At 68.0% G+C, this 26,716-nt stretch carries 17 protein-coding genes; 6 read left to right on the top strand and 11 right to left on the bottom strand.

Going from position 1 to position 26,716, the window contains the following annotated elements; genetic code table 11:
* Nucleotides 1-10 precede the first annotated feature (10 nt).
* From ACH413_RS20815 to ACH413_RS20795, 5 genes are all read right to left on the bottom strand, one after another.
* Nucleotides 11-892 carry a type II CAAX endopeptidase family protein gene (locus tag ACH413_RS20815; protein WP_360035593.1) on the bottom strand — a complete coding sequence of 294 codons (882 nt, stop codon included), beginning with the start codon at nucleotides 890-892 and terminating at the stop codon, nucleotides 11-13.
* A gap of 102 nt (nucleotides 893-994) precedes the next feature.
* On the bottom strand, nucleotides 995-1,177 hold the full coding sequence (locus ACH413_RS20810; RefSeq protein ID WP_360035596.1) for an alpha-L-rhamnosidase C-terminal domain-containing protein: 183 nt from the start codon (nucleotides 1,175-1,177) through the stop codon (nucleotides 995-997).
* 252 nt (nucleotides 1,178-1,429) lie between these two features.
* Nucleotides 1,430-4,000 carry an RNaseH domain-containing protein gene (locus tag ACH413_RS20805; RefSeq protein WP_360035599.1) on the bottom strand — a complete coding sequence of 857 codons (2,571 nt, stop codon included), beginning with the start codon at nucleotides 3,998-4,000 and terminating at the stop codon, nucleotides 1,430-1,432.
* Complete coding sequence (locus tag ACH413_RS20800) at nucleotides 3,997-7,179, bottom strand: hypothetical protein (protein ID WP_360035602.1); 3,183 nt, start codon at nucleotides 7,177-7,179, stop codon at nucleotides 3,997-3,999. Before ACH413_RS20800 ends, ACH413_RS20805 begins: the two co-directional genes overlap by 4 nt.
* The gene (locus ACH413_RS20795; protein ID WP_360035605.1) at nucleotides 7,176-8,333 is read right to left on the bottom strand and encodes a hypothetical protein; all 1,158 of its coding nucleotides are present in this window, start codon (nucleotides 8,331-8,333) and stop codon (nucleotides 7,176-7,178) included. Before ACH413_RS20795 ends, ACH413_RS20800 begins: the two co-directional genes overlap by 4 nt.
* Before the next feature lie 206 nt (nucleotides 8,334-8,539).
* Here ACH413_RS20795 and ACH413_RS20790 point away from each other — a divergent pair, with 206 nt between their 5' ends.
* Together ACH413_RS20790 and ACH413_RS20785 are read left to right on the top strand one after the other, a co-directional pair.
* Nucleotides 8,540-9,709 (top strand): SEFIR domain-containing protein, encoded by a 1,170-nt coding sequence (locus tag ACH413_RS20790; RefSeq protein WP_360035608.1) that lies wholly within the window; start codon nucleotides 8,540-8,542, stop codon nucleotides 9,707-9,709.
* A complete protein-coding gene (locus ACH413_RS20785; RefSeq protein ID WP_360035611.1) occupies nucleotides 9,706-12,825 on the top strand; it encodes a DEAD/DEAH box helicase in 3,120 nt (1,039 codons plus the stop codon). The genes ACH413_RS20790 and ACH413_RS20785 overlap by 4 nt, the downstream gene beginning before the upstream one ends.
* Nucleotides 12,826-12,848: 23 nt before the next feature.
* Here the strand turns inward: ACH413_RS20785 and ACH413_RS20780 are convergent, their stop codons facing one another.
* Complete coding sequence (locus tag ACH413_RS20780; RefSeq protein ID WP_360035613.1) at nucleotides 12,849-13,952, bottom strand: hypothetical protein; 1,104 nt, start codon at nucleotides 13,950-13,952, stop codon at nucleotides 12,849-12,851.
* On the opposite strand from ACH413_RS20780, the gene ACH413_RS20775 reads away from it, so the two are divergent.
* Complete coding sequence (locus tag ACH413_RS20775) at nucleotides 13,951-14,325, top strand: hypothetical protein (RefSeq protein WP_360035616.1); 375 nt, start codon at nucleotides 13,951-13,953, stop codon at nucleotides 14,323-14,325. The genes ACH413_RS20780 and ACH413_RS20775 overlap by 2 nt on opposite strands.
* A 66-nt stretch (nucleotides 14,326-14,391) precedes the next feature.
* On the opposite strand, the gene ACH413_RS20770 is transcribed toward ACH413_RS20775, so the two are convergent.
* The 3 genes from ACH413_RS20770 to ACH413_RS20760 all read right to left on the bottom strand — a co-directional run bounded on the left by ACH413_RS20770 (nucleotide 14,392) and on the right by ACH413_RS20760 (nucleotide 17,300).
* Nucleotides 14,392-14,751: a hypothetical protein gene (locus ACH413_RS20770; protein ID WP_360035619.1), complete on the bottom strand. Its 360-nt coding sequence runs from the start codon at nucleotides 14,749-14,751 to the stop codon at nucleotides 14,392-14,394.
* Nucleotides 14,739-14,948, bottom strand: a complete 210-nt coding sequence (locus ACH413_RS20765) for a hypothetical protein (RefSeq protein ID WP_360035622.1) — start codon at nucleotides 14,946-14,948, stop codon at nucleotides 14,739-14,741. The genes ACH413_RS20770 and ACH413_RS20765 overlap by 13 nt, the downstream gene beginning before the upstream one ends.
* A gap of 120 nt (nucleotides 14,949-15,068) precedes the next feature.
* Complete coding sequence (locus tag ACH413_RS20760) at nucleotides 15,069-17,300, bottom strand: helix-turn-helix domain-containing protein (RefSeq protein WP_360035624.1); 2,232 nt, start codon at nucleotides 17,298-17,300, stop codon at nucleotides 15,069-15,071.
* Nucleotides 17,301-17,790: 490 nt separating this feature from the next.
* On the opposite strand from ACH413_RS20760, the gene ACH413_RS20755 reads away from it, so the two are divergent.
* A complete protein-coding gene (locus ACH413_RS20755) occupies nucleotides 17,791-18,849 on the top strand; it encodes a hypothetical protein (protein WP_360035627.1) in 1,059 nt (352 codons plus the stop codon).
* Here ACH413_RS20755 and ACH413_RS20750 read toward each other — a convergent pair.
* Nucleotides 18,763-20,928 carry an ATP-binding cassette domain-containing protein gene (locus ACH413_RS20750; protein ID WP_360035630.1) on the bottom strand — a complete coding sequence of 722 codons (2,166 nt, stop codon included), beginning with the start codon at nucleotides 20,926-20,928 and terminating at the stop codon, nucleotides 18,763-18,765. The two genes, ACH413_RS20755 and ACH413_RS20750, sit on opposite strands and share 87 nt — an antisense overlap.
* The gene (locus ACH413_RS20745; RefSeq protein ID WP_360035633.1) at nucleotides 20,925-22,727 is read right to left on the bottom strand and encodes a protein kinase; all 1,803 of its coding nucleotides are present in this window, start codon (nucleotides 22,725-22,727) and stop codon (nucleotides 20,925-20,927) included. Before ACH413_RS20745 ends, ACH413_RS20750 begins: the two co-directional genes overlap by 4 nt.
* 218 nt (nucleotides 22,728-22,945) lie before the next feature.
* Here ACH413_RS20745 and ACH413_RS20740 point away from each other — a divergent pair, with 218 nt between their 5' ends.
* Together ACH413_RS20740 and ACH413_RS20735 are read left to right on the top strand one after the other, a co-directional pair.
* Nucleotides 22,946-25,768 (top strand): TIR domain-containing protein, encoded by a 2,823-nt coding sequence (locus tag ACH413_RS20740; RefSeq protein WP_360035635.1) that lies wholly within the window; start codon nucleotides 22,946-22,948, stop codon nucleotides 25,766-25,768.
* Between the two features lie 241 nt (nucleotides 25,769-26,009).
* Complete coding sequence (locus ACH413_RS20735) at nucleotides 26,010-26,654, top strand: hypothetical protein (protein ID WP_360035638.1); 645 nt, start codon at nucleotides 26,010-26,012, stop codon at nucleotides 26,652-26,654.
* The last annotated feature ends 62 nt before the right edge of the window (nucleotides 26,655-26,716 follow it).

The following is a 26,716-nucleotide window of genomic DNA, read 5'->3' as shown; positions in this document are numbered from 1 at the left end:
GGCAGTGCCGCTACTTGCCGACGCGAACCGGGCGCGGACGGATCTGACCCGCGCGGGAGGCCCGGCGCAGCAGCACCACCGTGGCCGCGAGGCACACGACGAGCGCCATCAGGCTGGCCTCCGGGCCGAACGTGCCGCCCGTGAGCACCGACGGACCGGACAGGGTGGTGTGCAGCAGGCCGTTGGGCACGTCCTCCGACCCGGACACCGCGATGCCGAAGACGCCGGCGTGGGTGAAGTTCCAGGCGAAGTGCAGGCCGATCGGGAACCACAGCGACCGCGTCACGACGTAGGCGGAGGCGAGCATGGCGCCGCCCGTGAGGCCGATCGCCAGCGCTCCCCACAGCGTCGCGTTGACGTTGACCAGGTGCGTCGCGCCGAACAGCAGTGACGACACGACCAGCGAGATCACGGTCCCGGCGCGTTCCTCCAGGATGCGGAAGAGCACGCCGCGGAACAGCACCTCTTCCATGACCGCGACGCTCGACATCATTCCCACGAGGCCCAGGAAGCCGAAGAACGATCCCCAGGACAGGTCGTCGACGCCGCCGAACACCAGGATCGCCAGCATCAGGGCGCAGAACAGGCCGAACCCGAGCAGTGCTCCCCTGCCCAGCCCGCGCCACCGGTCCGGCGCCAGCTCCGGTACGTCGTCGCGCCCCTCCACGGCCCGGGACAGCCTGCGGTAGCAGACGATCCCGGCCGCGGCCAGGCCGATCCCGACCGGCAGTGCGAGCAGGGGCAGCGGTGCGACGAGCGTGTCGATGCCGACCACCGCGAGCATCACGGCGAACAGCGCGACGAAGAGAACCGGGAACCTGAACCTGCGCAGCCGGGGCGCGGACGGCTCGGTGGATGGACGGCTGTCCTCGGGGAGTGCACTGGGTTCCATGGCTCAGACGCTAGGCAGCGAAACCGCCCGGCGAATCCCACCGGAGAGGACAGCCGGGAGTAGCTCTCATGGGGGACAGCAGAACGCGGCGCGTTGCCGGCCTCAGGAAGCTGGTACGGCAGTCGCAGCCGTTGCGGCGCTACCTCCCCCAGTGAACGCCCACCGCCCGTGCAACACCTTCACCACCGCGACACCGCTGACATGCGGCACGTGCACCTCGGCGGTCGACCCGACCGGCACCTCGACGATCAGCCGCAGCACGCCGTCGACCTTCACCCACCCCACGGCCGTCCGCTCAAGCCGCTCCGCTGAACGTCCACCGTCCGCGGGGCACGGAGCGCACCGAGAAGCCTTACGCGGTCCGCATGTGCACCTCGACGATCAACGGCTGAGCGGTGGACTACGGCCTGCTCGACGCGCGTGGCGCGTTGCTGGCCAACCCCGTCTGCTACCGCGACTCCGCACCAAAGGGCATGACGCGCCGGACGAGCTCAACGGGCTGCAGTTCCAGCCGTTGAACACGATGTTCCAGCTCAGTCACTGAGCCGTCTCCGCCTCGCCCTCCGCGTCGATGGTCCGCCGGTACTCAGGATGATCGCGGTCCATCAACGAGGCCAGGTGCACCGGCACGGGATAGCTGGTCCGCCCGTCCCAGGAAACAGCGTGGTCACACAACCTCGCCGCCGCGACGGCGTACCGCACCGGATCGGTGTCCGCGCCCACGACCACGATCTCCGTTGTGGTGTGGGCGTACCACGTGTGCCTGCCCAGTTCGGCACTGCCGGACCAGCGCCCCGCCTTGAAGCCCGCCCGGCTGTGCCACTTGCCTCCGGCGAACTGGCGCGGGATGTTGGACAGGATCCACGTCCTCGCCGAACCGCTGAGCTGGTACAACGACTGGGTCGTCTTGACGATCCGCAGGCCGTCCTCGGCCTCGGGGTCGGGGATCCGCACCTCGACCGGACGTGGCAGCTCACGGCTCCCGGACGTCACTCGCACGACGGCCAGAGGGCGGCGACCGGTGGCAGGGTCCCAGCCGGGCAGTACCAGACGGTCATTCACCCGCCCTGCGACGTCCGGTTCGAGGTCGAGGTTCTTGTTGGCCAGCAACGGGTACAGCGATCGAGCGCTGTCACCGGAAACCATCACCACGTAGCCCGCTCCGGTGGCGACGTGCGGCTGCAGCAGGCCGAGCGCGGTTTCGATGGTCGACACCAGAACCTCGTCCTGCCTCCTGCCACCGGGCAACGGCCGCGCGCGGAACGCCGTGTTCGCGATGAAATAGTCGTGCCATCCGGCCGCGGTACCGGTCTTGCGTTCCGGTTCGGCCTGATAGGCGAGGATCCTCCAGTGCCTGTCGTTGGGGATCATGGCGACGAGCGACCAGCTGAGCTTCGGCCGGCCGCCCGTCCACGACGCCCCGCGCTGCTGCCGTACATGTAGCCCCACACACGTGATGGGCGCCTTCGTCCCCAACTGGCCGTGGGACAACGCCCTGCCCATTCGCGGGTGCACCAGACCGGCAACCCGCATCAGGTCAGCCAGTGCGCTGTGGCCGGCGTGATCCTCGGCCGGATCGTGGACAGGTTTGGTTTCTGGCGAGGTCGCGAAGAACTGCGCCAGCACACCGCGTTCCGCGAGCAGCCGGTTGACCAATGGCTTCGCATCGTCGTCCGGCGTCTTGCCCTCATACTCGGTCTCACAGAGCGCCAGCACCCGCGTGCCAGCCAGTCCGGTGACGTGCGGCACCCGGTTCAACGCGGCGACCCTCGTGGCGATCCGGCCGTGCCGCAGCAACTCGTCGGCGTGGTGCAGCACGACTTCCACTCCGCCACCGATGTCGATCGGTTCGTCGTCGGGAAGGTTGTCGACGCTCTCGATCGATGCGAAGTGGTATTTCAACAACCTCAGCACGCGGGCGCGCGACTTGCGGTAGAGCACGAGAAGACGTAGGCGCTCGCAGCCCGCGGCCTCGATGATGGCCGGCAGGGACTCCTCGCCGAGCAGATCGGCGTCGCGGCCCTTCTCCGTCTTCCGGTTGGCCTGCTTGGGAAACTGATGCCCCTGCACCACACCGGCCGTGAGGTTCGGCACCCCCAGCACGTTGGTGGCGTGGTGACTCAACTCTCGGATGGTGTACATGCCCACACCTCGGCCGACCGGCCACCGCGCGGACTTCGGCACGAGCGCGCGCAACCGCCGGGGTTTCCCGGTGAGATCGAGGTCGTCCGGCACGAGCAGCTTCTCGCCTGAGAGCAGGCGGGAGACCGAAAGTGCGATCCGGCTTGTCGGCTCGATCCTGGTCCGCTCTCCCCAGCCCTCCACGGCAAGGCCGAGCAACGGGGCGTCATCCTTGCGGGAAGCCAGCCACGCGGTGCGGGTGTTTCCCAGCCATCGGCTCAACCACGCCACCGACGGTTCGAGCACCAGCGCAGGCGTGCGCAGGTCCGGCAACGTCTGCATCGACAGCTTGACGCGCAACGCGGCGTACTGGGGGACACCTCCCTCCGTCCAGGCAGCAGACCACAACGACTCCTGGTCCCACACCAGCAGGTTGCCGTCCGTGTCGACCCGCAGGGTCACCTCGCGACCATCGACCTTCCACGGCCTCGCTTCCAGCCTGCGGCCGGCCTCCCAGGTAGCCGCGTCGTAGACCCAGTTCGGCGCGTCGGGCTGGTTGCCGGCTCGGTGCACGTGGTCAGCGAGCGACACCTGCTCGACGGTGTTGCCCGCCACCAGGTCCGCCAACTCGCTGTCGTAGCCGAAAGTGATCTCGTCGTCGGGCACTCCGAGCACCGCCTGCTCCCACAGCACCACGGCGTCGCGCAGATCCCGGTGGTCCAACGGCCTGCTGGCCACCAACTGCCGTGGCGCGTCCTTCTTGCTGGTGGGAAAGAGGTTCACGAAGGCGCCGCTGTAGGCGCGCAGGCCGGTCACCAACCCGGCGTAGGGGAGGTTGACGTTGGCGTGCACGCGCTCCCGATAGCGGGCCCGCACCCGCGCCCACACCTCGTCCACCTCCGCGGGGAGCCGGTGGACGTAGGCCGTGCCGTGCAACTGGCCGGTCAGGGGGTAGGCGAGCAATGCCAGTACCTTGTCGGCGGTCACGAAGTCTCCTTGCCGTCGATGCCCGCGAAGTCCAGCCAGGACTCGAGCGTCGAGCCGTAGATGCGACGCAGCTCGCGCTGCTCGACGGGGCTGAGGTTGTCGAAGTAGTAGCGGAGCAGGCGCCGCAGGTCCGTACCGAGCTTCTCGTCGTGGAACGCGTCGTCCACGAGGAAGAGCTCCACCGGGGTGCCACCGCGCCGCGCCCTCCCGGCCAGCTGAATCATGTCGACGAGCATTCCGGCGACCGCCTCGGACTTGAGAGGCTTGCTCAGCCGGCTGAACCGCGGGTCACTGGTCAGGATGTGGAACAACCTGGAGAACGCCCGTCTGCGTTGTTCGGTCCACTCCCCGACCGGATCCACGCTGGGCCCGCCATCGCGCAACGCATGGGCGTTGACGCTCGCGAACATTTCTGCGGACTCGGTGATCTGGGTCGGCGGACGCACACAAACCCACACCGAAGCCAGCGCGGACTTCTGGCCACCCGGCACGAGGATGTTGAGTCCGCGCGTCACCAGGCTCATCGGGGCGATGCACACCTTGACCTGCGGATGACGAGACGGCAGCAACTCCAGATCGTCGATCGTCAACGTGACGACGCCGGAAGGCAGCACCACCGGCGACTGGCCGCTGTTCTTGGAAACGAGAACAGCTACCCAGCTGTGGTCGGGTGTCCTGCTCGCGACCCCGGCCGCGAGCAGGGCGGCGTGCCGGTAGGAGTTGCCGACCAGCATGCACCGTTCGCGATCCGATCTCCCTGCGGCCAACTCCTGCAGATGTCCGTCGAGGTGCTGCCGCCACAGCTGCGCACCCAGCTCCCTGACCGCCGCGTCCTTTCCCGACTCCTTACGACCGCCGATCTTGATCGGCTCGTTCAGCTCGTCCAGGGTCCTGCCGGATCGGGTGGTGAAGGCCCCCGGCTTCGCGTCGGTCATGGCGTAGGTGACGGCTGCCAGGACGTGTTCGCGCGCGGCTCCTGGGAAGTAGGCCGTCGCGGACAGCCCGAGGACCACTCGTTCCACCCCGGCGGCCGCCAGCGCGACGGTGCCGCCCAACTGCGCGACGGTGGTGTGTGGATCACCTCCAACCGCCTGCACTGACAACGTGCCACCCAGCCGTGGGTCGTCGACCCGCTCGACCCGGAACCCGAACAGCAGGTAGCCGAGCGGGCCGTACGGGATCGGCTGGTGCTGGGCGACGGTGCCCAGTTGCTCGGCCAGCGCCCTGGCCGCCGGCATCTCCGTTCCCGGTGCCGCGACAGCGAACGTCAGCCCGGTCAACGCCTGGTGCAACGCTCCCAGCCAGGTGCGCACCAGCAGCGCGTTCACCACGTCCCGGCAGATCTCCTCTTTCCTGACCTTCCGCGCGACCGTCTCCAGCAGCCGGTGCCGGATCTCCCTGAGGTGGTCCTCTCCGCTGTCGTTGCTGACTGCGGTGACCAGCAGCGTGGCCACCTTCCGCAACCACGCAGGCAACCTCTCCCCACCGGGTTTGGCCGTGTCCGGGAAAACCTGGTTGAACTGCCTGTAGACCTCGGCCGGCACCGGTTCGGCCGGTTCGTCCTCAGCGGCGGGTCCGATGCCAAACAGGTGCTTGAGCAGGAGTCCGTCGCGGGAACCCGGCAGGTGCCAGCCGGAGTCCGCGCTGTCGGACGACCGGCGCGCCTGCGGCCGCTCGTCGCCGAGCCACAGGTCGCCTTCCAGCACGTAGTTGAGGAACTGGTCGGCCAGGAAGCGGGTGCGGGTCAACGGGGGTACGACCGCCCGATCCTCCGCCGGCAGCAACGCTGTCCGGTCGTTGTCCAACCTGACCAGGGGTAGCTCGACCGCCGTTCCACTGGCGGAGAGCCTGAGCTGACGGGCTCCCGCGTCGAACATGTTGCTCTGCAACAGGTCCACCTCGTCGACCAGGACCACCGCACCCCGGCGCAACACGAACTCCCGCACCGGCAACCGGCTCAGCTCGACACCGTCGACCCGCACGGGAACGGGGATGGTGCCCGCCACGAAGTTGTGGTGGTTCGTCACCACGATGTCAGCGGACGCCGCGGCGCTCAGGCCCCGATGGCGACCGCACGCTCCCAGGAACGGGCAGGCGTGCCGCGGATGCGGCTTCCGCCTGCCCTTGGAGTCGGTCGCTTCGGACACTCGCCGCAGCCCGGTGCACGGCTCGTCCCCGGCGGCAGGCTGCGGTCCGTCCACCATCAGCCCGGCGAGGGTGCAGCCGTAGCCCAAGGCGTCGAACCGCTGCCACTTCCCCCGGTCAGCCGCCTGCTCGGCCTTCTCCGCGAGCCGCCGTGGCGAGACGAGAGCGGTGCACGTGACCGGCTTGTCCAGAACCGGCAGGTCCTCATTGATCTTCTCGGCGGTCTCCACCGCCTCGTTCACGTTGCCGACCACGAGCACCACGGGAACACCGGCATCCGCCAGGTGGATCGCGAGCAGCCGCATGAGGACGGACTTGCCGACCCCGGTGGGGGCGTTGAGCAACCGGATCCCGCCCGCCTCGAGGAGAAGTTCCTCCACGGACGCCCCCTCGCCGTCCTGCAGCTCGGCGAACAGACCGTCGAGGAGCTCGACCCGCCAGGGCTCCTGCTCGTGCTTCTCGGTGATCCGCTGAGCCAGCTTCAGCAGCTCGTCCCGGTGTGCTCGTACGCTGGGCACACCGGGACTGGTGCTGACGACGACCGGATCGACCACCACGCCATTCACCCAGGACGGAAGGTCCACAACGGACTCGCCGCGCCAGCCGAACTGCCACCTGCCCTCGCTCGCGACGGGCAACGGCGTGCGGCTCTGCGCGTACTTGACCTCCGCGTCGTCAAGCAGGCGCGCCACGAGATCCAACGGCCGTTGACCGTGCCGCGCCACCGCCACCGGAGCACCGTCACCAGTCCGATATGGACTGTCCGGGTCCGCGCACATCAGGCGGACAGCCGCGCGGAACCTGCGCGGTGCCCCGATCTCGTTCGGTCGCACCCGCAGAAACCGGCCCATGAGCCGGCGGGTGTCCGCGGTCTGCGCCGACCAGCCGTGCCACCGGTGCACCAGGCCCGCGGCGACGAGCGCCGCGGCGTCCACCGGCACGGCCGTGTGCCCGTCCTCGGAAAAGCCGAAGAACTCCTCGGCGAAGGCGCAGGCGATCTGGGTCGCGAGCCCGCTGGGACTGGTTCCGATCACGCCGTCCTCCCCGCGGCGTCAGCCAGCTCCTTCTTCAGCTGGTGCGCCGTCACCACCCGGTAGCCGCGTCCGTCGACCAGTTGCCGAAGCAGGTGGAGGTCCTTCCGCTGGTGATCGGGGATGACGATGACCAGCTTCGGCACGGCAGGTGGGTGGGCACGCAACGCCTCGCCCAACGCCCTCGGTGACGCCCACGTCTTGACGTCCACCAGCCACACGTTCTCGCCGAGCGTGATCGCGAGGTCGTACAGATCGCGGTCCGGCCACATCACGACCCCGGCCTGGAGGCCGCGTGCGTAGTCCCGCAGCTCGCACTCCAGCAGACCCGGCAACGTCATGTAGCGCCACGCGACACGGGAAACCGCGAACGACTCGCTCGTGGCCGGCTGCGCGGCGACCGAGGTCGCCGACTTCCCGGCGGGCATCAGCAAAGGTGGCTCATCCGCCCGAGTGTGGGTCCGGCAGGTGTAGGACACACCGTGACGGAAATGCACCTCACACCGGACGGTCACCACCGGTTCGGTGCCGAGCACCCGCATCGGCCACCGGCACAACGGGCACGGGAAGAACCAGCCGCGCACCTGCCGACCCGGCCACCGCGCGATCGGCTCGTAGAACTGGGACAGCAGGTTGTCCCAGGTACGGCGCAGGGTGCGGAGATCTCCGGCCGGACGCTCGACGAGTTCCTCCCGCAAGCGCGTGTACTCCCCTTGCGGAAGCCTCCGCAGCATCTCGAACAACCGCCGCTCCTCCTGCTCGGCGGCCACCCGCTGCCACGGCCAGTGCTCCTCCAACGCGGCGGTGGGCACCAGGAACTCGCCGCACAGGTCTTCCGCCTCGTCGCTGAAGCTGCCGTCCTGGTCGAGCAGCCTCAGTTCCGCGATACCGGCGACGTCCAGATCACCCGGCAACAGATCACCAAGGGGGCCCTTGAGCCCCTCGCGGAAGCCGGCCATCGTCGGCACCTCGCCGATCGGGTGAGCGGCGGAGAGCACGCCGAGACAGCTCATCAGCACGCGCGCCTGCCGAGCACGCGGCACGGCGGGGTCGCCGGCAACGGACGCCGCCAGGCAGCACGCGGTCACCGCCTGGCCGCGGCGTTGATCTGCAGGAGCGCGGGTCGCCGAAACAGTTTCAGCCCAGCTCTCAACCACAAACGAACCTTTCTGAAGCCCGGCCGCCCGGATTGGCGAATTGAAACGGAAGCAAACCACAGCCCATTCACCACGGCAAACAGCCGAATGCAACCCAATATATGACAGTTTTGGGACATTTTTATGACATGGGAGGGGCGCACGCTGTTCGGAAATCCGCACGTCTAATGTGTCGCCGACATCGCAGGTCTCCCGGAAGGAGTGGTATGCAGCCGGAAATCGGCATCGCGGTCCCGTTGACGCTGGTCGACAGGAGTGGGCGGCGAATCGACATGGGACCGGAGGAGGTGACGTTCGGCGCCGTCCGCCTCAGCCGCTGGCAGGTGCACCCCGTAGCCGGGTCGATCGCCACCTTCCCCGGTTCGGCCGCGCACCTGGTCAAGGTCAACTTCGATCTCGTGCTCGACCACGAGGTACCGGCGGTGCGCTGGTTCGAGATCGGCTTCTGCCTGGTAGAAAGCGACTCGACGATCGTGGCCGCGGTGCCGCGAGACGCCGCGGAACCGCAGCCGGAGACGTCGTACGGCCTCAGCCGCAACCTGGAGTTCTTCGCCGCGGAGAACAGCGCCGCACTCGTACACGTCCCGGCGACCGAAGGCCCCATCCACGTCTACGGCGCCTCCGGCGACCACCTCCGGTGGCTGCGCGTCGCCGCGACCGAAACCGGCGTTCGGCCGGGCTCCTATTCAGCGTGGATGGTGCTGCTCACTCCCGCAGACCGCACGAGCGAGAAATTCCGGCTGACCGCCCGATTCGACCCGGAACTCGCGGAAGGGGACGACTTCGGCGCGGTCACCGCGTCGCGCGAGTTCTCCATCGAACTGACCGGACCGACCCTGGCACCGCAGGTCGGCACCGTGCGGACAACCGTTCCCGCATTCGGGCTTCCCGCACGTTCGCCCCGCATCTTCATCTGTTACGCGCACGAGGACGATGCGCACAAGAAATTGGTGAGGGACTTCGCCGACCTGCTACGCGCCTGCGGACTGGACCCGGTGATCGACAAGGCCCATGAGGGTCCTCGTACCTCGTGGGACCACTGGGCACTTCACCAGATCCGCGCGGCTGACTTCGTCGCCATCGTCGCCTCACCGATCGTCAAGGCTGTCGGCGACGACACGTACGAAGGCACCGATCGCGCAGGCATCCGCAACGAGCTCGGGGTGATCAGGAACCTGCAGCAGAAGCACCCCGCCTGGGCGAGGCACCTGCTGCCCGTCGTCCTGCCCGGACACTCCGTCGACGAGATCCCGATGTTCCTGCACCCGCAGACCATGGATCACTACATCGTCGACGCCTTGATCAAGAGTGAGCTCGACTACCTGCTCAAGGCCATCGATGCCACCCCGCCGTGGCAGGGATGGGAGCGGCCTTGAGCGGCACGCTGCACGCGCTCTGCGTCGGCATCGACAACTACCAGGCCCCAGGGTTCAGGCCGATGCAGTTCGCCAAGCGCGACGCGCTGGCCATACACGCGTTGCTGACCGACAACTCGAACGGTGACTGCGTCCTCGTTCAGGACGCGGAAGCCACGAAGGCCAGACTGGTCAGTGAACTCCGCCGCCTCGCAGAGGTCAGCAGCGATGACGACGTGGTGTTCGTCAGCTTCTCCGGCCACGGCACGCAAACGCGGGAACTCGCCACCTACGACGCGCTCCCAGGGCACTTCGCGGACACCACCCTGCCGCTGCCGGAGTTCGTCTCGATGGTCCGGGCGATCAGGGCCCGGCTGCTGGTCGTCGTGCTCGACTGCTGCTTCTCCGGTGGCGTGCTGGCGAGGGCGTTCTTCGAGCCCGGCGACGACGGCGGTGTCGCCCGGTCGGACGCGGCGGGCGCGTGGGACGTGCTGAAGTCGATCAGCGGCGACGGGCGGATCTTCCTCGGCGCGGCCTCCGCCGACGAGGAGGCGTTCGAGCTGCCTCGCTACCGGCACGGAATCCTGACGCATCACCTCGTCCAGGGGCTCATGGGCGCCGGCGACGTCCTCGACGACGAGGGCAAGGTGTGCCTCACGTCGTTGATGCGGTACGTGCAGGCGAAGGTCGGCGCGGAAGAGATCGGGACCAGGAGGCGCCGTCAGCACCCCACCGTCGAGTGCACGATGCGCAAGATCAGCTTCCCGCCGCTGCGACCAGGACCGCGTTACCTGGCGATCGGCGACCACGCCCAGCCCCCTCCGGTCAACAAGGACCTGATGTCCCTGGTGCCGCACGGCATCGACCCGGCGACGGCGAAGCTGTGGCGCGACCGGATCGGCAAGCTCAACGACGTGCAGGTCGCCGCCATCAACGCGGGCGGGCTCCTGCACGGGTGCAACGTCGTGGTCAGCGCACCGACCGCGAGCGGCAAGACGCTCGTCGGCGAAATCGCCGCGCTCCACGCGGTGGACGGCAACCGGAAGGCGGTCTTCCTGCTGCCCAGCCGAGCACTCGTCAGCGAGCAGTACCAGCGGTTCCAGGAGACGTACGGTCCGCTCGGTCACCGGGTCGTGCGCGCCACCGGCGGGCTGCGCGAGCAGGTCGGCGATCTCGTCTCGGGTTCATTCGAGATCGCGGTGGTCACGTACGAGACCTTCATCGGCCTCTGCTCCGCGCACCCGAAGCTGCTGGACCGGGTTGGTGTGCTGGTCGTCGACGAGATCCAGAACCTGTTGCTGCCCGACCGGGGACCGCGGCTGGAACTGTTGCTCACCAGGCTGCGCCAGGCCACCCGGCGGGGCCCGCCGGTCCCCCAGTTGGTCGGGCTGTCCGCCGTGCTGGGCGAGCAGGAGGAGCTGGCGAGCTGGCTCGGCGCCTATCCGGTCCGGCACGCAGATCGCACCATCGCGCTCTCCGAGGGCGTGGTCGGTCCGGATGGCAGCTATCGCCACCGGGTGCACGGTGGTGGGCAGCAGGTGCAGGAAGCCGTACAGCACCTGGTCGCGGCCTCGGCGGAGATCACCCGTGAGAAGCTCACCGAACGGTTGGTTGCAACGCTGGTGGCACAAGGAGAACGTGTCCTGGTGTTCCGCGCGCGGCGGGCCGGCACCAGTGGTTTCGCCCGGCAACTCGCCAGACGGCTCGGTCTGTCCCCGGCCAAGTCCTCGCTCACGGCGCTGCCCCAGGGCGACGAGTCGCGAGTGGGCCTGCTGCTGCGAGACTGCCTGAACAACGGGGTCGCGTTCCACAACGCCGACCTCCTCGGTACCGAGCAGGAGGCGGTTGTCCGGGGCTTCGGGGATCGCGCCGGTGACGTCCGCGTCGTCGTCGCCACCACGACGCTGAGCCAGGGCGTGAACCTGTTCGCCGACTCCGTGGTCATCTGCGAGCTGGACCATCCCGACCGGCCATACACCCCGGACGAGTACCGGAACATGGCGGGCCGGGCCGGACGAGACCAGCCTGGACGAGCGTTCGTCGTCTGCGCGGGCGAGGCCGAGGCGACACGCGTCTGGCGCGACTACGTGAACGCCGAACCGCAGCCGGCTCGATCAGCGCTGCTCGGTCCTGACCTCGACCTGGACGCCGTGGTGCTGACCGTGCTCAACGTGCTGGAGCACGAAGGGCGCAGAGCCGACGCGGCTGGAGTCGCGGAGCTCCTGCGGTGGTCGTTCGCCGCCTTCCACGAACGCTGGGACGACGCCGGCAACCCGTTCTCCCCCGATCGGGTGCAGACCGTGGTCGACGCTCTCCGCGATGAGGGTTTCCTGACTACCGGCGCCGGTGGGCACCGCCTCACCCCGCTCGGCGAAACCGTGGTCCGCAGCGGGCTTTCGGTCTCGTCCGCCCGCGCGCTGGCCGCCGTGCTCAAGGGCGTCACCGCCGCGGACCTGACGCGGATGACCCTGATCGGCGCCGCGCAGCTGGCGACCGAGGACGACGACAAGAGGTTTGCCAAGAAGTCCACCAACTGGCAGCGCGAGTACGACCGGTTCGCCGAGCAACTCCGCCGCCAGCGATGCGCCCCTGCGGTGGCGGGCGCGCTGCTGGGACCGCGCAGTCAGAGAGGAGCCAGGAGCGGCAGGACCCGCCGGGCGATCGCGTGCCTGATGTGGTCTGCCGGTCAGCCGATCGCCGAGATCGAGCAGGTTCTGTCGCTCTACCTGCGACCGCAGGCGGGCATCCGCGACCCCGGTCCGATCGCGTACGCCGCACAACGCACCGCCGACGTCATCCAGCCCGTCATCGACATCGCGCGGCACCTGCACCCTGAGGCCGATCTCAGCGAACTCGCCGAAGACCTGCCGTGGCAGCTCTCGGCGGGGATCGCCAAAGGACTGGCCCCCGTGGCCAGGCACCTGAACCGCGCCGTCGACCGGGAGGTGTACCTCCGCCTGCGCAGCTACGAGTTCACCGACGCGACGGCCGTCGCCGCTGCGGACCACGGCCGTTTGCTGCAGTGCGCAGGCGGCGACGAATCGCTGGCGGCGGCCCTGCGCGCCGCATCCGAAGCAGCGCTGGAAGAAGCGGGCCATCCGGCCCTCGACGACCTGATCTCCCCGCCGGAGGACTGAACCCGGTTGTCCGAAGAGGACGCTCAGCGTGGATCGGCCGGTTCCCAGCCGATCCCGCACGAACGGTTCAGCGTCAGCCCGCTGAACCGGGCGCGCACCTCACCGGCCACGTCCACGTCGAGCGGTTCCCTCGGGAACAGGGGGTCCGTGATGTCGATGGGGAGCTCGTTCTCGATACGCCACGCCCGGCGCGGCGCCTTGTCCGGCGAGAACCGGACTACGAGGTCGAACCGGTCGCACGGCCGGGTCGGTGTGCAGACGTAGTAGGGCGCGAACGTGGTGGGCAATCGCATGCGGATCACGATCGTGTGTTCCTCTCCGGCGTCAAGCGGTCTGGGCAGGCCGAGGTCGAACCTGACCCGCGTCGATCCGACTCGCTCCGGTGTTCGCAGGATCGCGCCACGAATGACGTCCAGTCCCAGGGTGGCGAGGTCGAGCGGCTGGTTCTCCGCGATGGTCATGGAGCAGTCGACCGCGGTCAGGTGTTCGGCCCTGCTGACGACGCGACGCTGCTCGATGATCTCGGTCTCCTCCGCCCCCAGCACCACGACGGTGACGAGGTCCGCCGTGTGCCAGGTCCATTCGGGCTCGCGCTCGGCATTGTCCGGCCGCGTGAGGTCGATCAGCATCTCCGCGACCCGGCCCATCAGGTGGTCCACGTGACGGCGTGCGGTTCGCACGTCGCGTTCCATCTCGGCGGCCATTCGCGCTATTCGTTCCTCGAATCGCCGCTCGCCGCGGTCCTGCAAACCGAATGCCGTGGCCGCTGCGGCAGCCAGGTGACCGGGCAGCACCACGATGACCGCGGTCAAAGCCTCGATGAGCTTCGCGCGTTGCGCGGGCTGACTGTCGGATTCGACGAAACCGCAGATCAGACGTAGTTCCGGACCAATACGTGCGGCTATGTCACGGGACTCGACGCCGTACCCCTTGCGCAGCGCCTTCAGTTCGGCGACCACTCGGTCGCGTCGATTCGAGATCCCGTTCTCACTCACTCGATTATTCCTCACGATCAGGCCTGAACAACCTTTTGTTGACCGGCTACTGACCTTATATCGCACATTTCGCCGGTTCACGATGGTGGTTGTCCCGAGGAAGTCCGTGCCCAATCGAAAGGCGGTTCTCATGAACGACGTCGCGAAGGTGCGTGGGTTGCGGTGGAAGGCGTTGCTGCTCGCGATGGGAGCCAGTGCCGCCGCCCTGCTCATGTCGGCCCCGCAGGCCTCGGCGGACGTGTCCGCGTTCTACGGCCCGAGCTACATCGGGTCGAACTCCGGCGGCGCCAACCTGCGCACGTGCGGAACCACCTCGTGCGGTGTCATCGGCTACAACTCCAACGGCACATCGGTCACGATGCTCTGCTGGGCCGACACCCAGTGGGTCTACCCGCCCCAGTCCGACTACGCCTCGGCGCGCTGGTTCCGGATCGCCTCTCCGGCCGGCACGGGATGGACCCACTCCTCGCTGGTCGAGAACCAGACCTCGGTGGGCCACTGCTGATCCGAACGCCGACACGGAGATGGGCGACGGCTGGTGCAGCCGTCGCCCATCTCCACGTCCACACCGTTAGCCGGGTAATGAAAACCCGCGGCCCAACTGCTGCCCGCAAAGCTTCGCGATCTGTTGCGTCGCGTTCATCAGCGCCAGAACGGTGGTGCTCTTCGAGTCGGCAATCGCGTCGAGTGTCTCCGCGTCCGACTTGAGCTGGCTTCCGCCCTCGTAGCGACCGGCCACACTGGACAACGTGTCGGCATCGCTGAAGATCGCGTTGTCGAAGATCCCGTTGGCGTTGCTCACGCTTTGCCCGAGTTCCTGGTAGCTCTCGCACACCTCGTCTTTCGTGGTCGGTCCGAACGAGCAGCCCGCGAGAGCCACGGCGACCACGATCATCAGCGCCACCCCTCTCATGGCGGTCACCAGATCCACACCACGAATCGGCCACCCCGGAAGATGTAGACCGAGTACAACGCGCACAGGGCGCCGGGGATCAGCAGACTCGCGTTGACGTCGAAGCCCACGTACAGGCCGACGGCGGCGAGGATCGCGTAGTACACCCAGGCGACCGAGCGACGCCTTCGCTTCTGGTTCTCCTGCTGTGGTTGCTGTGTTTGGGATTCGTCCACTGCGGCCTCCGGACGGTCGGGTTGTTCATTGCCTCCCCGCTCGTCATCGGACGGCGTGCGGCGCCGTTAACGACCTGCCGCAGGTTGTCACGGAACTGCCCAGCTTTTGGGTAAACCATGTCACGCCAGGGACTTTCGGGCGCGCGTCTCGCCGACCATGACATCGTTCAGGCCACCGTGCAGCTGGTCGGCCGCCGCCCAGTGCGATGCCGCCGCGGTCCGGTGTCCGTTCGCCGCGTCGACGTTGCCCAGACCGGTCGTCGCACGGGCCATCTCGTACTGACTTCCACAGGTCCCGGCCAGGTGCAACGCGCGTGTGTACTGTTCGGCCGCTTCGTCGAGCCGACCGGCTCGGAAGTGGGCCCACGCCGTGCAGTTGGCGGACATCACGACGTCCAACTCCAGGCCGAGCGCCGCGAACTCGGCCTCGGACTCCTCCACGTGCCGCACGGCGTCATCCCACAAGCCGAGCTCCACTTCGGCCAACGCCGTGCCGCGCAACGCGATCGCCGCGTTGCGCGGGGAGTTCATTCGCAGGTAGGAAGTGCGCGCCTCGCTCAGGTCGCGCACCGTCCTGCGTGGATCGCCTTGGTAGAGCGCGATCCACGCGATGTTGGACAGTGCGTCGGTCACCCCGCGCGGGTCCTCCAGTTCGCGGAACTGCTCCAGCGCCTCCTCGTAGTAGCCGATCGCGACCGCGAGCTCGCCCCGGTCGGCATGGGCCATGCCCAGATTGTTCAACGTGATCGCGAGCGCCTTCCCGTCCCCGGCGACACGGGCGGCGTCAGCGGCGAGGAGGTGGATGTCGATCCACACGTCCCACAGCTTCGTCAGGAAGAAGAAGTCCCTGAGCAGGAACGCCAGTTGCCAGCACTGGTCATGGAGTCCGCGTGCCGCCGCGGTGCGGCACAAGGCCACCAGGTTCGGCCACTCCGCGTCGATCCACGAGGTGGCGGTCGCGCGCTCGGTGAACTTCACCGAGACCTCAGGGAGCGTTCCGACCGACAGCGCCAGGCGATGCCGGTGCGGTGCGAGGAACTCGTCGCTGGACTCGGTCAGCACGAGGCTGTGGTCCAGCAGCCGCCGCAACGCCGCCGCCTGCTCGGCCGGCGCGATGTCCGGGAGAAGGCGATCGCCGGCGAAAGCGCGCACCAGGTCGTGCGCGGTGACGTGATTCGTGCCGAGCGGGGAAACGAGGTGCACGTCACCGAGGTCGTCCAGCAGACGTCGCGTCTCCACGAGGCCCAGGTCGGCGAGAGCTGCCGCGCTGCGCACCTCCACGTCACGACCAGGATGGAGCGCGAGCAGTGCGAACAGCCGCAGCTGGGCAGCGGTCAACGCCTGGCACGACAGGCTGAACGCCGCAGCGACGCTGCGCTCACCGTCGTTCAACGCACTCAGCCTGGACGCCTCGTCGACGAGGCGCTCGTCGAACTCCTCCAGTGTCCACGTCGGACTGCCGTGGAACCTCGCCGCGGCGATGCGCACCGCGAGCGGTAGACGACCACAGCGGTCGACGACTCGGGCAACGACCTCGTCCGGGGCGGACTCCGCACGCTCCCGTGCAATGGCGCGGAACAACGACATCGCTGTTTCCGCAGGCAGTACGTCCACCGTGACGTGCACCGCGTCGTCCAACGCGTTCAGTCGGTTGCGGCTTGTGATGATCACTCGACACCTCGGTTCGGAAGGCAGCAGCGGCGCGACCTGGCGCGCACTGCCGACGTTGTCGAGTACGAACAGGCATCGCTTGCCGCGCAGCACACTGCGATAAAGGTTGGCTTTGGCGTCCGGATGGGACGGGATCTGCTCGGCCGGGACGCCGAGCATGCGCAGAAGAGGGTGGAACGCGTCCTCTGCGTTGGCTGCCTGTGCTTCAGGGGCGTGTCCGGCGAGGTCGAGGTAGGCACACCCGTCCGGGAAAGAGTCAGCCACGGCCCAAGCGGCCCGCAATGCGAGAGCGGTCTTGCCCGCACCCGCGAGTCCGGTCAGCGCGCAGGCGACAGCCCCACGCTCGGCGGACAGGAACGCGGTGATGCGCTCCAGCTCCGCGGAACGGCCGACAAAATGCGGTGTGGACGGCGGTAGCCCGCTCATCGTGGCGGCCAGCTGACCCACCGATCGCTTGCGCGGGCGGTCGCCAGCCAGTTCCAGCAGCGCGCCGCCGGCTTCGAGCGCGTCGTCGCAGGCCTTCGCGAACTCGCGGTTGACCTCGGCACGGCCCGTCTCGACCTTGCTGAGGTAACCCTTGCTGTAGTGGATCAGAACGGCGAAGCGGGACTGGGACAGCCCTGCCAGCAGGCGCAACCGCCGCAACTCACCGCCGAAAAGGGACAACTCCGCTGCTGCCATGGATTGATGATGCCTCACCCGGCAGCTGAAAAGAATGCTCTTCGACGTTCCGGCCGGAAGCTTCACCCGGCGGCCGGAACATCACTGCCGCTCTCAGATCAGGGCGAGCAGGAGCTGGACGAAGTCAACGACGACCACGAAGTGGGTGTGCATGGCTGTGTTACCTCCTGGGTGACCGAGGAAGGCTGCGGAGACGGAACGGAACCTGCCCAGTCGCCGGACCAGACGCCGAGGAAAAGTCCCGCGACGAAGGCCAGCGCGATGATTCTGCACAGCGCGGAGGCCGACATGAAAAGGCTCATCTCCCACCTCCACCGCTACGTTCGCCAACGCTTTCTTCCTCTTCTTCGTCAGCTTTTTGCCGACACCAGAAGCTTCGCCCGCGGACCGATCGGACAGAAAGTGGTTTCCTGTGACCCGAACCAACGGGAAACCTGGAAACACGCGCTGACTAGACTGCCCTGTCTCGCGTTGCTCGTGGGAGGCAGACATGCGGGTCGACACCGGTGCCCTCGTCGCCGAACTCAAGGCGCTGCGCAAGGGGCGAGGACTGGACACGCCGGACATCCTGTCCCGCGTCGGACCAGCGCTGCGAACAACGTTCTCGCTTGCTCCAGACGCGGGTCCTGCGCAGGTCAGGGAGGTTCTGGCCACCAAGCTGACAGAACTGGCGGCACGCCTGCACCCGGACTTCGCCGCCGCCGTGGCGACGGCTCTCGGGCTGGCCGAGGACAGCCAGACTCGCCTGTACGGCGACCGCGTCGTCCTCGTGGCCCGGCAGATCCACCGCGATCGGCGAACCGCCAGCAGGCGGATCGACGAAGGGATCCAGCTCCTGGCACAGCTCGCGATCGCGGAATTGTCGAAAGCGACTCCGGAGAGCGGACCGGAGCCGGCACCGTGGCGAACGAGAACGCTGCGCACCTGGGTGGTGCTCGATCGCGACGTGACTGAGGTGTACGAGATGCGCCGGATCACGACATCAGCGAGCGAAGTGCGGGAGGTGCGCCTCGAGGTTTCTGTTCCAGTTCCCGAGAACTGGGACGACAACGCTCCGGTGGACGATCCGGAAATAGTGTTGCTGACCGGCGGGACGTTGCGCGCACGGGCGAACTACTCGTCGAGCCGCGTCGTTTTCGACCTGGAACTGGCGCAGCCGCTCACCGAGGGGAACGAACACGAGTTCTTCGTCCGCTTCCGCTTTTCCGGCTCCAGGAGAATGGGTCCGTTCTACGCGTGCACCCCGAGCTTTCCGTGCGAGTCGTTCGATCTGCATGTCAGATTCGCCGCGCACCGCCCGCCTGCCGCTGTCTGGAAGGTGGACGGTCTGCGCATGAGCGAGGTCAACGACAGCGCCGCGCCGCGAGGTCCGATCCGACCCGACAGCGCGGGTGAGGTGAAGGTTGCCTTCCGCGATCTCACCCCCAACCTGTCCTACGGAATCGCCTGGGACGAAAGGCGATCACTCGGCTCGGACCCGACCCACCCTGCGCACGAGGAGCGCCGCGAGCGGAACGGTCATGGCGAGCAGGACTCCCGCGGACAGTAGCCACCACGTCGGTTCGTGGCGCCACAACGGCTCCGCGGGCACACCGGGCACGTGCGCCCGAACGTCCACAGTGGATGCGCCGGCGGCGTACCCCCAGCGCGCCGGGGCGAGCCAGGACAGCTGCTCCAGCACCGGCCGATCGGTGATCGGAATCATCCCCCCGCACAACACCAGCTGCGCCATCACCAGCACCACCAGCAATGGCATGACCTGCTCCGAAGACTTCACCCACGCCGACACGACCAACGCCAGCGCGCACGACGCGAAGGCGGTGAGCCAGACCGCCACGATCAGTTCGATCGCCTGATGCCCGAGCAGCACGGCGTCGGCCGGTCCTGGTTTCACCGCCAGAGTGCCGGCCACCAGCAGGACCGCCTGTATGGCGACGATGACGCCGAACACCAGCAACTTGCTCAGCCCGTACGCGCGCGGCCGCAGCCCGGCCGCACGTTCGCGCAGGAAGATCGTCCGTTCAGCGACGATCTCCCTTGCTCCGCAGGCACCGCCGGTGAATGCCGCGCCGACGAACAGCAGCACGAGCATCTGCGTCGGTTCGGTGGGGTCCGCCGCTCCTGGTGGTCCCAGTCCCGCCTCGCCCGGCACGGCCAACGCGAGCCCGGCGAGCAACAACGGGATCAGCAGGAGGAACGCGGCGTAGCCGGGATCAGCCAGGATGAGCCTGGTGTGCCGGGACACCAGCGTCGCCAGCTGACGCCACACCGTTCTCGGGGTGGCGACGGACCGCGGCGCGTTCGTGGCCACCCGCCGTTCGGGAGCACCGGCCCCGACAGGCATCGGCCTGCTCGCAGCCGCTTCGAAGATGTCGGCCCAGCTGGCTGCTCCGAACCGAACGCGCAGGTCGTCGGGCGCACCCAGGAAGAACGGCACGCCGCCGAGCGCCAGCACGAGGATCCGGTCGCATTGAGCGAGGTTGTCGGGGTTGTGGGTCACGACCACGACTGACCGTCCCGCGTCCGCAATAGCGCGCAAGGAGGTCATGATCTGCTTGTCCAGCCACGGATCGAGACCAGAGGTCGGTTCGTCGAGCAACAGCAACGGTGGCGATGTCAACAGTTCCATCGCGATCGACACGCGTTTCTGCTGGCCGCCAGAAAGCCGGCGCACCGTGGTCCGCGCTTGCGAGGTGAGATCCACCTGTTCCAACGCCGCGGCAACGACGTCGTTGCGTTCACGCCGCGTGGTGTCGGCCGGCAACCTGAGCTTCGCGGCATAGGCGAGTACACGGCGTGCGCTGAGCCGGACGTGCATCACGTCCTTCTGCGGCACGACGCCGATCCGTTCACGAACAGCCGCGTGTTCGTGTACGTCGAGTCCGTCGTAGCTGACGTGACCGTGCGTCGGCACGAGCACGCCGGTCAGCACCTTCAGCAAGGTCGACTTGCCCGCGCCAGACGGTCCGACCACCGCGACGAGCTCGCCCGGCCGCACGTCCAGCGACACTCCGGAGAGCAACGGCTTGCCGTCGGGCAACGTGAACCCGACGTCGTCAACGACCAGATGTTGCTTGGCTCCTGGCAACGGCGTGAGTCCCACCGGCGTGACGAGGACGTCCGTAGAGCCGAAGGTGAGCAGATCGCCGCAAGACACCAGGGCGTCGGCCGCGACGGGTTCGCCGTTGTGCAGCACCGGGTTCGCGCTGCCCAGATCGGCGACCCGCCAGCCGTCGCCGGTGTACCGCGCGGTCGCGTGCCGCCGCGACACCATCGGATCAGCGAGCACCAGGTCGTTGCCCGCCGCCCGGCCGATGCTGATCACGCCGCTCGGTGGTGTGGCGGTACCGCAGCGGAACACCACCTCCACCTCACCCGCCAGCCGCACCACGAGCTCACCGGCGATGCGCTGTTCGCGCACCTTCCGCCCGTCCACCCAGGTGCCGCCCGCGCTGCCGTGGTCGCGCAGCACCCATCCGTTGTCGTACTCGACCCGGAGGTGGTCGCGCGACACCTCCGGGTCGTCGACCACCACGTCGCTCGTCGCACCGCGTCCCACGAGAACCGAAGCTCCCGGCGGGAACGTCCACGACCGACCGCCTGACGACACCTCCAGCCCGGCTGTCACCGGGACGTCGTCGTGGTCGTCGAAGCGGTGGAGGCCGCCGGCAGACCCGAAGTCGGCACTTCCCTGGCCAAGCCCAGCAGCTTCGCCTCACCCAACGCGAACGTGTTGTCGCTGCAAGTCCTGGAGCCACTCGTCACCTGGTATTGGAACGTCAGCCGCAGCACCCCGGTGAGGTCGAGGTCGAGCGGGACGGTCGAGCCGAACCCGACCGGCTTGGTGAAGATCTGCCTGCCGTCCGCCAACACCTCGAGCTGGACCTTGACCGCGGTGTTCTCGGAGTTGTCGCTGAAACCGGCCGCGGCTACGAACCGCCGATAACCCTTTGAGAGGTTGTACTCGACGCTGAACACCTCGGACGCACAGCTGCTGTAGTAATTGAGGTTGGTGCCCACAGAGTGCACGTACTGCTTGGCTCCCATCCCCACCACGAACCCGTTTCCCGAGGTGCCCCACCGTCCCGCAGTCGGTGTCAACGAGTCCAGGTACACGACTACACCCGCTCTAGCGACGACGAGCTTCGCGCCGTCCCCCACTGGTTGCCCGGCCGCAGGTTCCTGGCTGAGCACCGAATCCGGCGCGGCCTTCTCGTCGACCTGGTCGACGATCTCCACCTTCATCGACCTGGGCAGCGCATCCTTCGCCGCGCTGATGTTCTTGCCGACCAGGTCCGGCATCGTGGTGATCCGGACCTCGCTGGAGGTCGTGGTGGTCGGCCCCGTGGTCGTCGTTGTAGCAGTACCGTTCCCTCCGGTCGGAGTGGCGGCGACCGCGCCGTTGCCGGAACTGTTCTCCTTGGCCGACATCAAGGCGTAGGCACCGCCCGCGCCACCCAGCAGCACGGCGATCGCGGCCAGGACGGGGAGCACTCGGCTCCTTCGTTTCTTCGGTGGGGGCGAGGGGGCCTTGGGCACGCGGAGCACCGTTTCGTTGTCGTTGCCTTGGTTCAACGGAATGGCCGCGGGCGGCAGGTCGAGACGAGTGCCGACCGGTGAGTTCAGCAGCCGCGAGGAGAGGTTCAGCAGCACCGCGGAGACGAGTTCCGCTGACCGCGGCCGGGCGGCCGGGTTCTTGTGCAGCAGGTTCGCGATCACGTCCCACAGCTCGTCCGGAACGCTGTTCGGCCTCCCCGGCGCTTTCTCGCAGTGGTCGCGCAGCACCTGGAACACCGACTCACCCACGAACGGCGTGACACCGCAGCACAGTTCGTACAGGACGATCCCGAGCGAGTAGAGATCGGCGGCCGGGCTGACGTCCTTGCCGTCCACCAGTTCGGGCGCCACGTAGTACGGCGTGCCCGCGAGCATCGTGCTGCGGCCGACCTTGGACGTGTTCGTCATCTTGGAGATGCCGAAGTCCGTGAGCCGGGGCGTGGAGGAGTCCATGAGGACGTTCTCCGGCTTGACGTCGCGGTGCACGAACCCCGCCAGGTGCACGCTGTGCAGGGCGTCCGCGATGCCAGCGCCGATGCGCGCGACCTCCGCCGGCAACAGTGTGCCGCCCGAGGCGTTGAGCAACTTGCGCAGACTGCCGTCTCGCACGAGATCCATCACGATCGCGGCCGTGTCACCCTCCACGACGAGGTCGTGAACCGTGACGAGGTGCTGCCCCCGAAGGCTGGTCAGTATCGCTCGTTCCTGGTGGAACTTGGCGATGAAATTCGGATCGTCGACCAGGTCGGAACGCAGCAGCTTGAACGCGTAAGGCGCGCCGCTCTCGTCCACGCCCTCGTACACCTGGCCCATCGCGCCGGAACCGAGGAACTCCCCCAGCGTGTACCGACTCCCCAAGCGTCGCGTCATGCGCCGAAACCTCACTTTTCCATGAATCAGTGAATGACGAGGGTAGGCGTCTGCCCCCGGGACGCAGTGGACAAAACCGGGACAGTTCCCTGTCGCATTCTGCGGCGACCGATGAAGCCGCGCCCAGCGGATCCGGCCAGGACAAAAAAGTGACAGTTTCCCGGCGGAAGTACGACATTGCCGAGTAGCGTCCCGCATCGACCTATACCGTCCACGGCGTGAAAGCCGGTTATGACGTGTTCCTGTCGTTCAGCGGCGACGATCGGCCGCGAGTCATGGAGCTGTACAAGGCGCTGGGGGACGCGGGACTGCGCGCGTTCATCGACGAGCGCGGCATCCGGTACGGCCATGGCGTCTCCGCGGAGATCACGACGGCGCTACGCGAATCGAAGACGATGCTCGTGTACTACTCGGCTTCGTTCCCGCAGCGGTCGGCGTGCGAGTTCGAGCTGCGGTACGCCTATCTCACGGCACTGCGGGCGGGTCAGGTCGAGCAGCGGATCCTGGTGGTCAACCCGGAGGATCCGGTCACCGACCACCTGCTCCCGCTGGAGCTGAGCACCAACCGGTACGTGCGGACGTGGCAGTCGAAGCGCGATCTCGCCGACCTGGTGGCGCTGGTCCGGCAGAAGGCGGACGCGCTGGACGGCCCGTTCCCCGGAATGGGCTTCGGCCCGCCGCCCCTGGTGAATCAGCGGAAGTTCGAGCCGACGGTGGACTTCGTCGGCAGGTACCGCGACCGGTGGGCGTTGCACTCGGCACTGCACCGCGGCGACCACCCGCTGATGAACCCGGTGACAGCACCACAGGTGGCCTCGCTCACCGGCATGACCGGCATGGGCAAGACCTCGCTCGCCAAGGTCTACGTGCACGACTACGGGTTCCTCTACCCCGGCGGCATCTACTGGACCGACCTGACCGGCGCGACTCGTCACGCGGACCGGGTGCGTGCGGTGCACACCGCGCGCCTGCGTGAGATGGCCGAACAGGCCGGCCACCTGCCGGGTGGTCCGACCCGCCGTCAACTGCTCCACTGGTGGACCCGGCACCTGAGCGAACGGCCAGGTCCCAAGCTGTGGGTGGTGGACGCGCTACCGGCGGGCACGCCGGACGACGTTCTCGCCGAGCTGGTCCCGGACGTCGCCGGCGTGCACACCTTGCTCATCGGGCAGCAGGAGCTCTCCCACAGCATCGCCACACCCGTGCGGCTCGGTGGTCTCTCCCCGGACGACGGCCGCGAGCTCTTCACACAACTGCAGCACCGCCCGGCGGTGGGCGACGAGGTCGACGCCGTGAACACGGTGGTGGCACGTCTGGGCGGGCACCCCTATGCGATCCGGTTCGCCGCGACGGGAGCCCGCGGGCGAGAAGGACTCTGGGACCTGCGCAAACGGGTCGACCACCTGACCTCCGACGCCGGGGTGCTCGACCGGGCGCTGGCGATGACCCGAGACACGATCGAACACCGGGACGGCCTCGAACGCATGGTGCTCGTGCTCTCCGCGGTGTGCGCGCCCGAACCGTTGCCGGCGGCGTTGATCAACAGGGTCGCCGAGGCGTTGGAACCTTCGGTTCTCCCCCGCACGGCCGCGGTGCTGGCCAAGCTGGACCAGGACCGGCTCGTCACCCAGGAAGACACGTCGTGGCAGGTGCACCAGCTGGTGCGCGAAGCGATGTCACAGTGCGCCGGACGGGACGAGCTGGGTGGCGTCGCCGTGGTCGCGGCACGTCAGCTGCTGCTCACACTGCCCGAGACCGGCGCAGCCGAGCTGGCACCACACGCACGCGCGTTGCTCTCCCGGACCAAGTCGTCACCCGACCTGTCGATATCACTCAACGAGCTGGTAGCTGCCCACCACGACGCGCGCGGCGAGCCAAGCCTCTCGGCACCGTGCTACGAGGAGCTGTTCGGCTGGCAACCCGGCCGACTCGACCACCTGCACGCGGCGGCCAGACGGAGGTTCGCCGCTGGCGACTACGACGAGGCGCTGGAACACGCCGACAGGCTCGCCGAGCTCGCGCAGGACGACCTGACGACCATGCGGGCGGAGCACGTCCGGGCCGATGTGCTCGACGCCAGGACCCGGCACCGCGAAGCCGAAGTGATCTGGCAACGACTGGTCACGGGTACCGCGCTGAAGGGCGCACCACCGCCGGAGCAGATCACGGTCCGCACCGCGCACGTGCGCAACCGCCGCGCGCTCGGCTACTTCGCCGAAGCGACCAACCTGGCGAACGCGCTGATGGCCGAGATGGGCGAACAGTTCACCGAGGAGTTGATCCCCCTCCAGCTCGAACTGGTCGCCATCGGAATGGCGACGGAGGACCGCATCGGAGCGCGCGCCAAGGCCAAGGAGATCGTCGATCGCTACCAGCGCCAGGGGCTTTCCGGCCACATCCACGCGCTGGAGGCCGCGGCGCTGCTGCACGAGGCGCAGCTGGAGGTCTTCATCCTGGAGAAGTTCCCGGCCAAGGAGGACTGGGTGAGAGCCGAGGTGGCGTTGCGCGAACAGGTGGCGGCCGCCCGCCGCGAGTTCGGCCCCGGCAACCCGAGGACTCTGGCAGCGACCGTGGCACACCTGCGGGTCATGGTCGGGCAGGGTGCCCCTCACCTGGTCTTCGCCGAGTACGCGGACCTGGCCGGCCGGGTGGCCGGCCACCTCGGCCTGGACCACCGGCTCTACCTGCGCACCGTGTTCCTCCTCGGCCAGGCACACGCCCAGAACAGAGATCGCGACCAGGCGTTCGACCACTACACCCGAGCTCTGAAAGGTCAGGAGCACGTGCTCGGCGCAGGCCATCCGGAAACCCTGAGGACGCGGTACGAGCTCGGGATCATGCACTTCTGGCGAGGCGACCGCGCGGAGGCCAGGCGGACGTTCCAGTCGGTGCGACGCGACGCGGTGGAGGAGATGGGACGCCGCAACGACCTCTACGGCCAGGCGTTCACGGCCGAACTCCTGGCGACCTTCCTCCCGAGCGCGGCGATGCACGCGTTCGACTGGTTCGAGCAGCAGGTCAACAGAAAGCGCGAGTCCTGATTTTGTCTTCTTTTTTTCAAGTTTCCCGGAGTTGACATTCTTCGCCACCTGGAAAACAACGTTCTCGCGAAGCCGGTAACGCACCCGATGCCAGCGTCGACATAGCGCTCAGCAAACCGAGTCGACCTGGCCGGAGGGATACATGACCGTCTCGACGCATCAGCTCGTGTGCGAACTGAAATCGTTATGCCGCGGTCGTGGCGTACAGGCGCCTGGTCTTGAGCGACACATCGGTCCGTTCTTGCGCACTGCGACCGCGATGGAAGCGCACGACGGCGCGGAAATGAGCAGGGAGAAACTCCGGACGTGGGTCGACGGCCTGGTCCACGTGCTGCCGGAAGACCTGCGGCTCGTCGTCACCACCGCGCTCGGCCTCAATCCGCAAGCACAACACCTGTTCCTCTCTCATCGGCTGGACTGGCTCGCCGACCGCTCGCACAGGGACGCGCGCACCGTCCGCCGCAGACTCGACGACGGATTCGCGCGTCTGGCCGAGGCAGCGCTCCGGCCACGCCGGCGGCCGCGGGAGGAGTGGTACATCGCGCGCATCCGCGTCGAACTCCTGCTGAACGAGTCACCGCCGGCCCGCATCGAACACTGGACCGTTGTGGCCCTGCGCGATGGCGTGGACGAGTTCACTCTTCCCTGCACCACCGACGTGACCGTGCTGAAGGGAGCGCTGAAAGGAGAGTGCGGGCTGCGTTTCCGGGAACCGCTGCGCGCAGGCGAGACCCAGGAGTTCTGGGTGCGAGCGCCCCTGTCCGCGCCGGCGAGCTACGCCCTGCGGTGTGAACGCTTCGACCTCGTCGTGAACGACGCGTCCACGACCGACCTGCCGGCACCTCGTGGCGCGAACCAGCGGACTTGGGCGACGGCGACCACCTGAGCAGGTCGCAACGAATCGAACGTCCACAAAGGAATCAGCCGATCCCGTCCAGCGGAACGCGG

This window comes from Lentzea sp. NPDC020367 (assembly GCF_044387305.1).
GTDB lineage: Bacteria > Actinomycetota > Actinomycetes > Mycobacteriales > Pseudonocardiaceae > Lentzea.
Note: the sequence above shows the minus strand (reverse complement) of the source record. Positions and strands in the feature narration are given on the sequence as shown.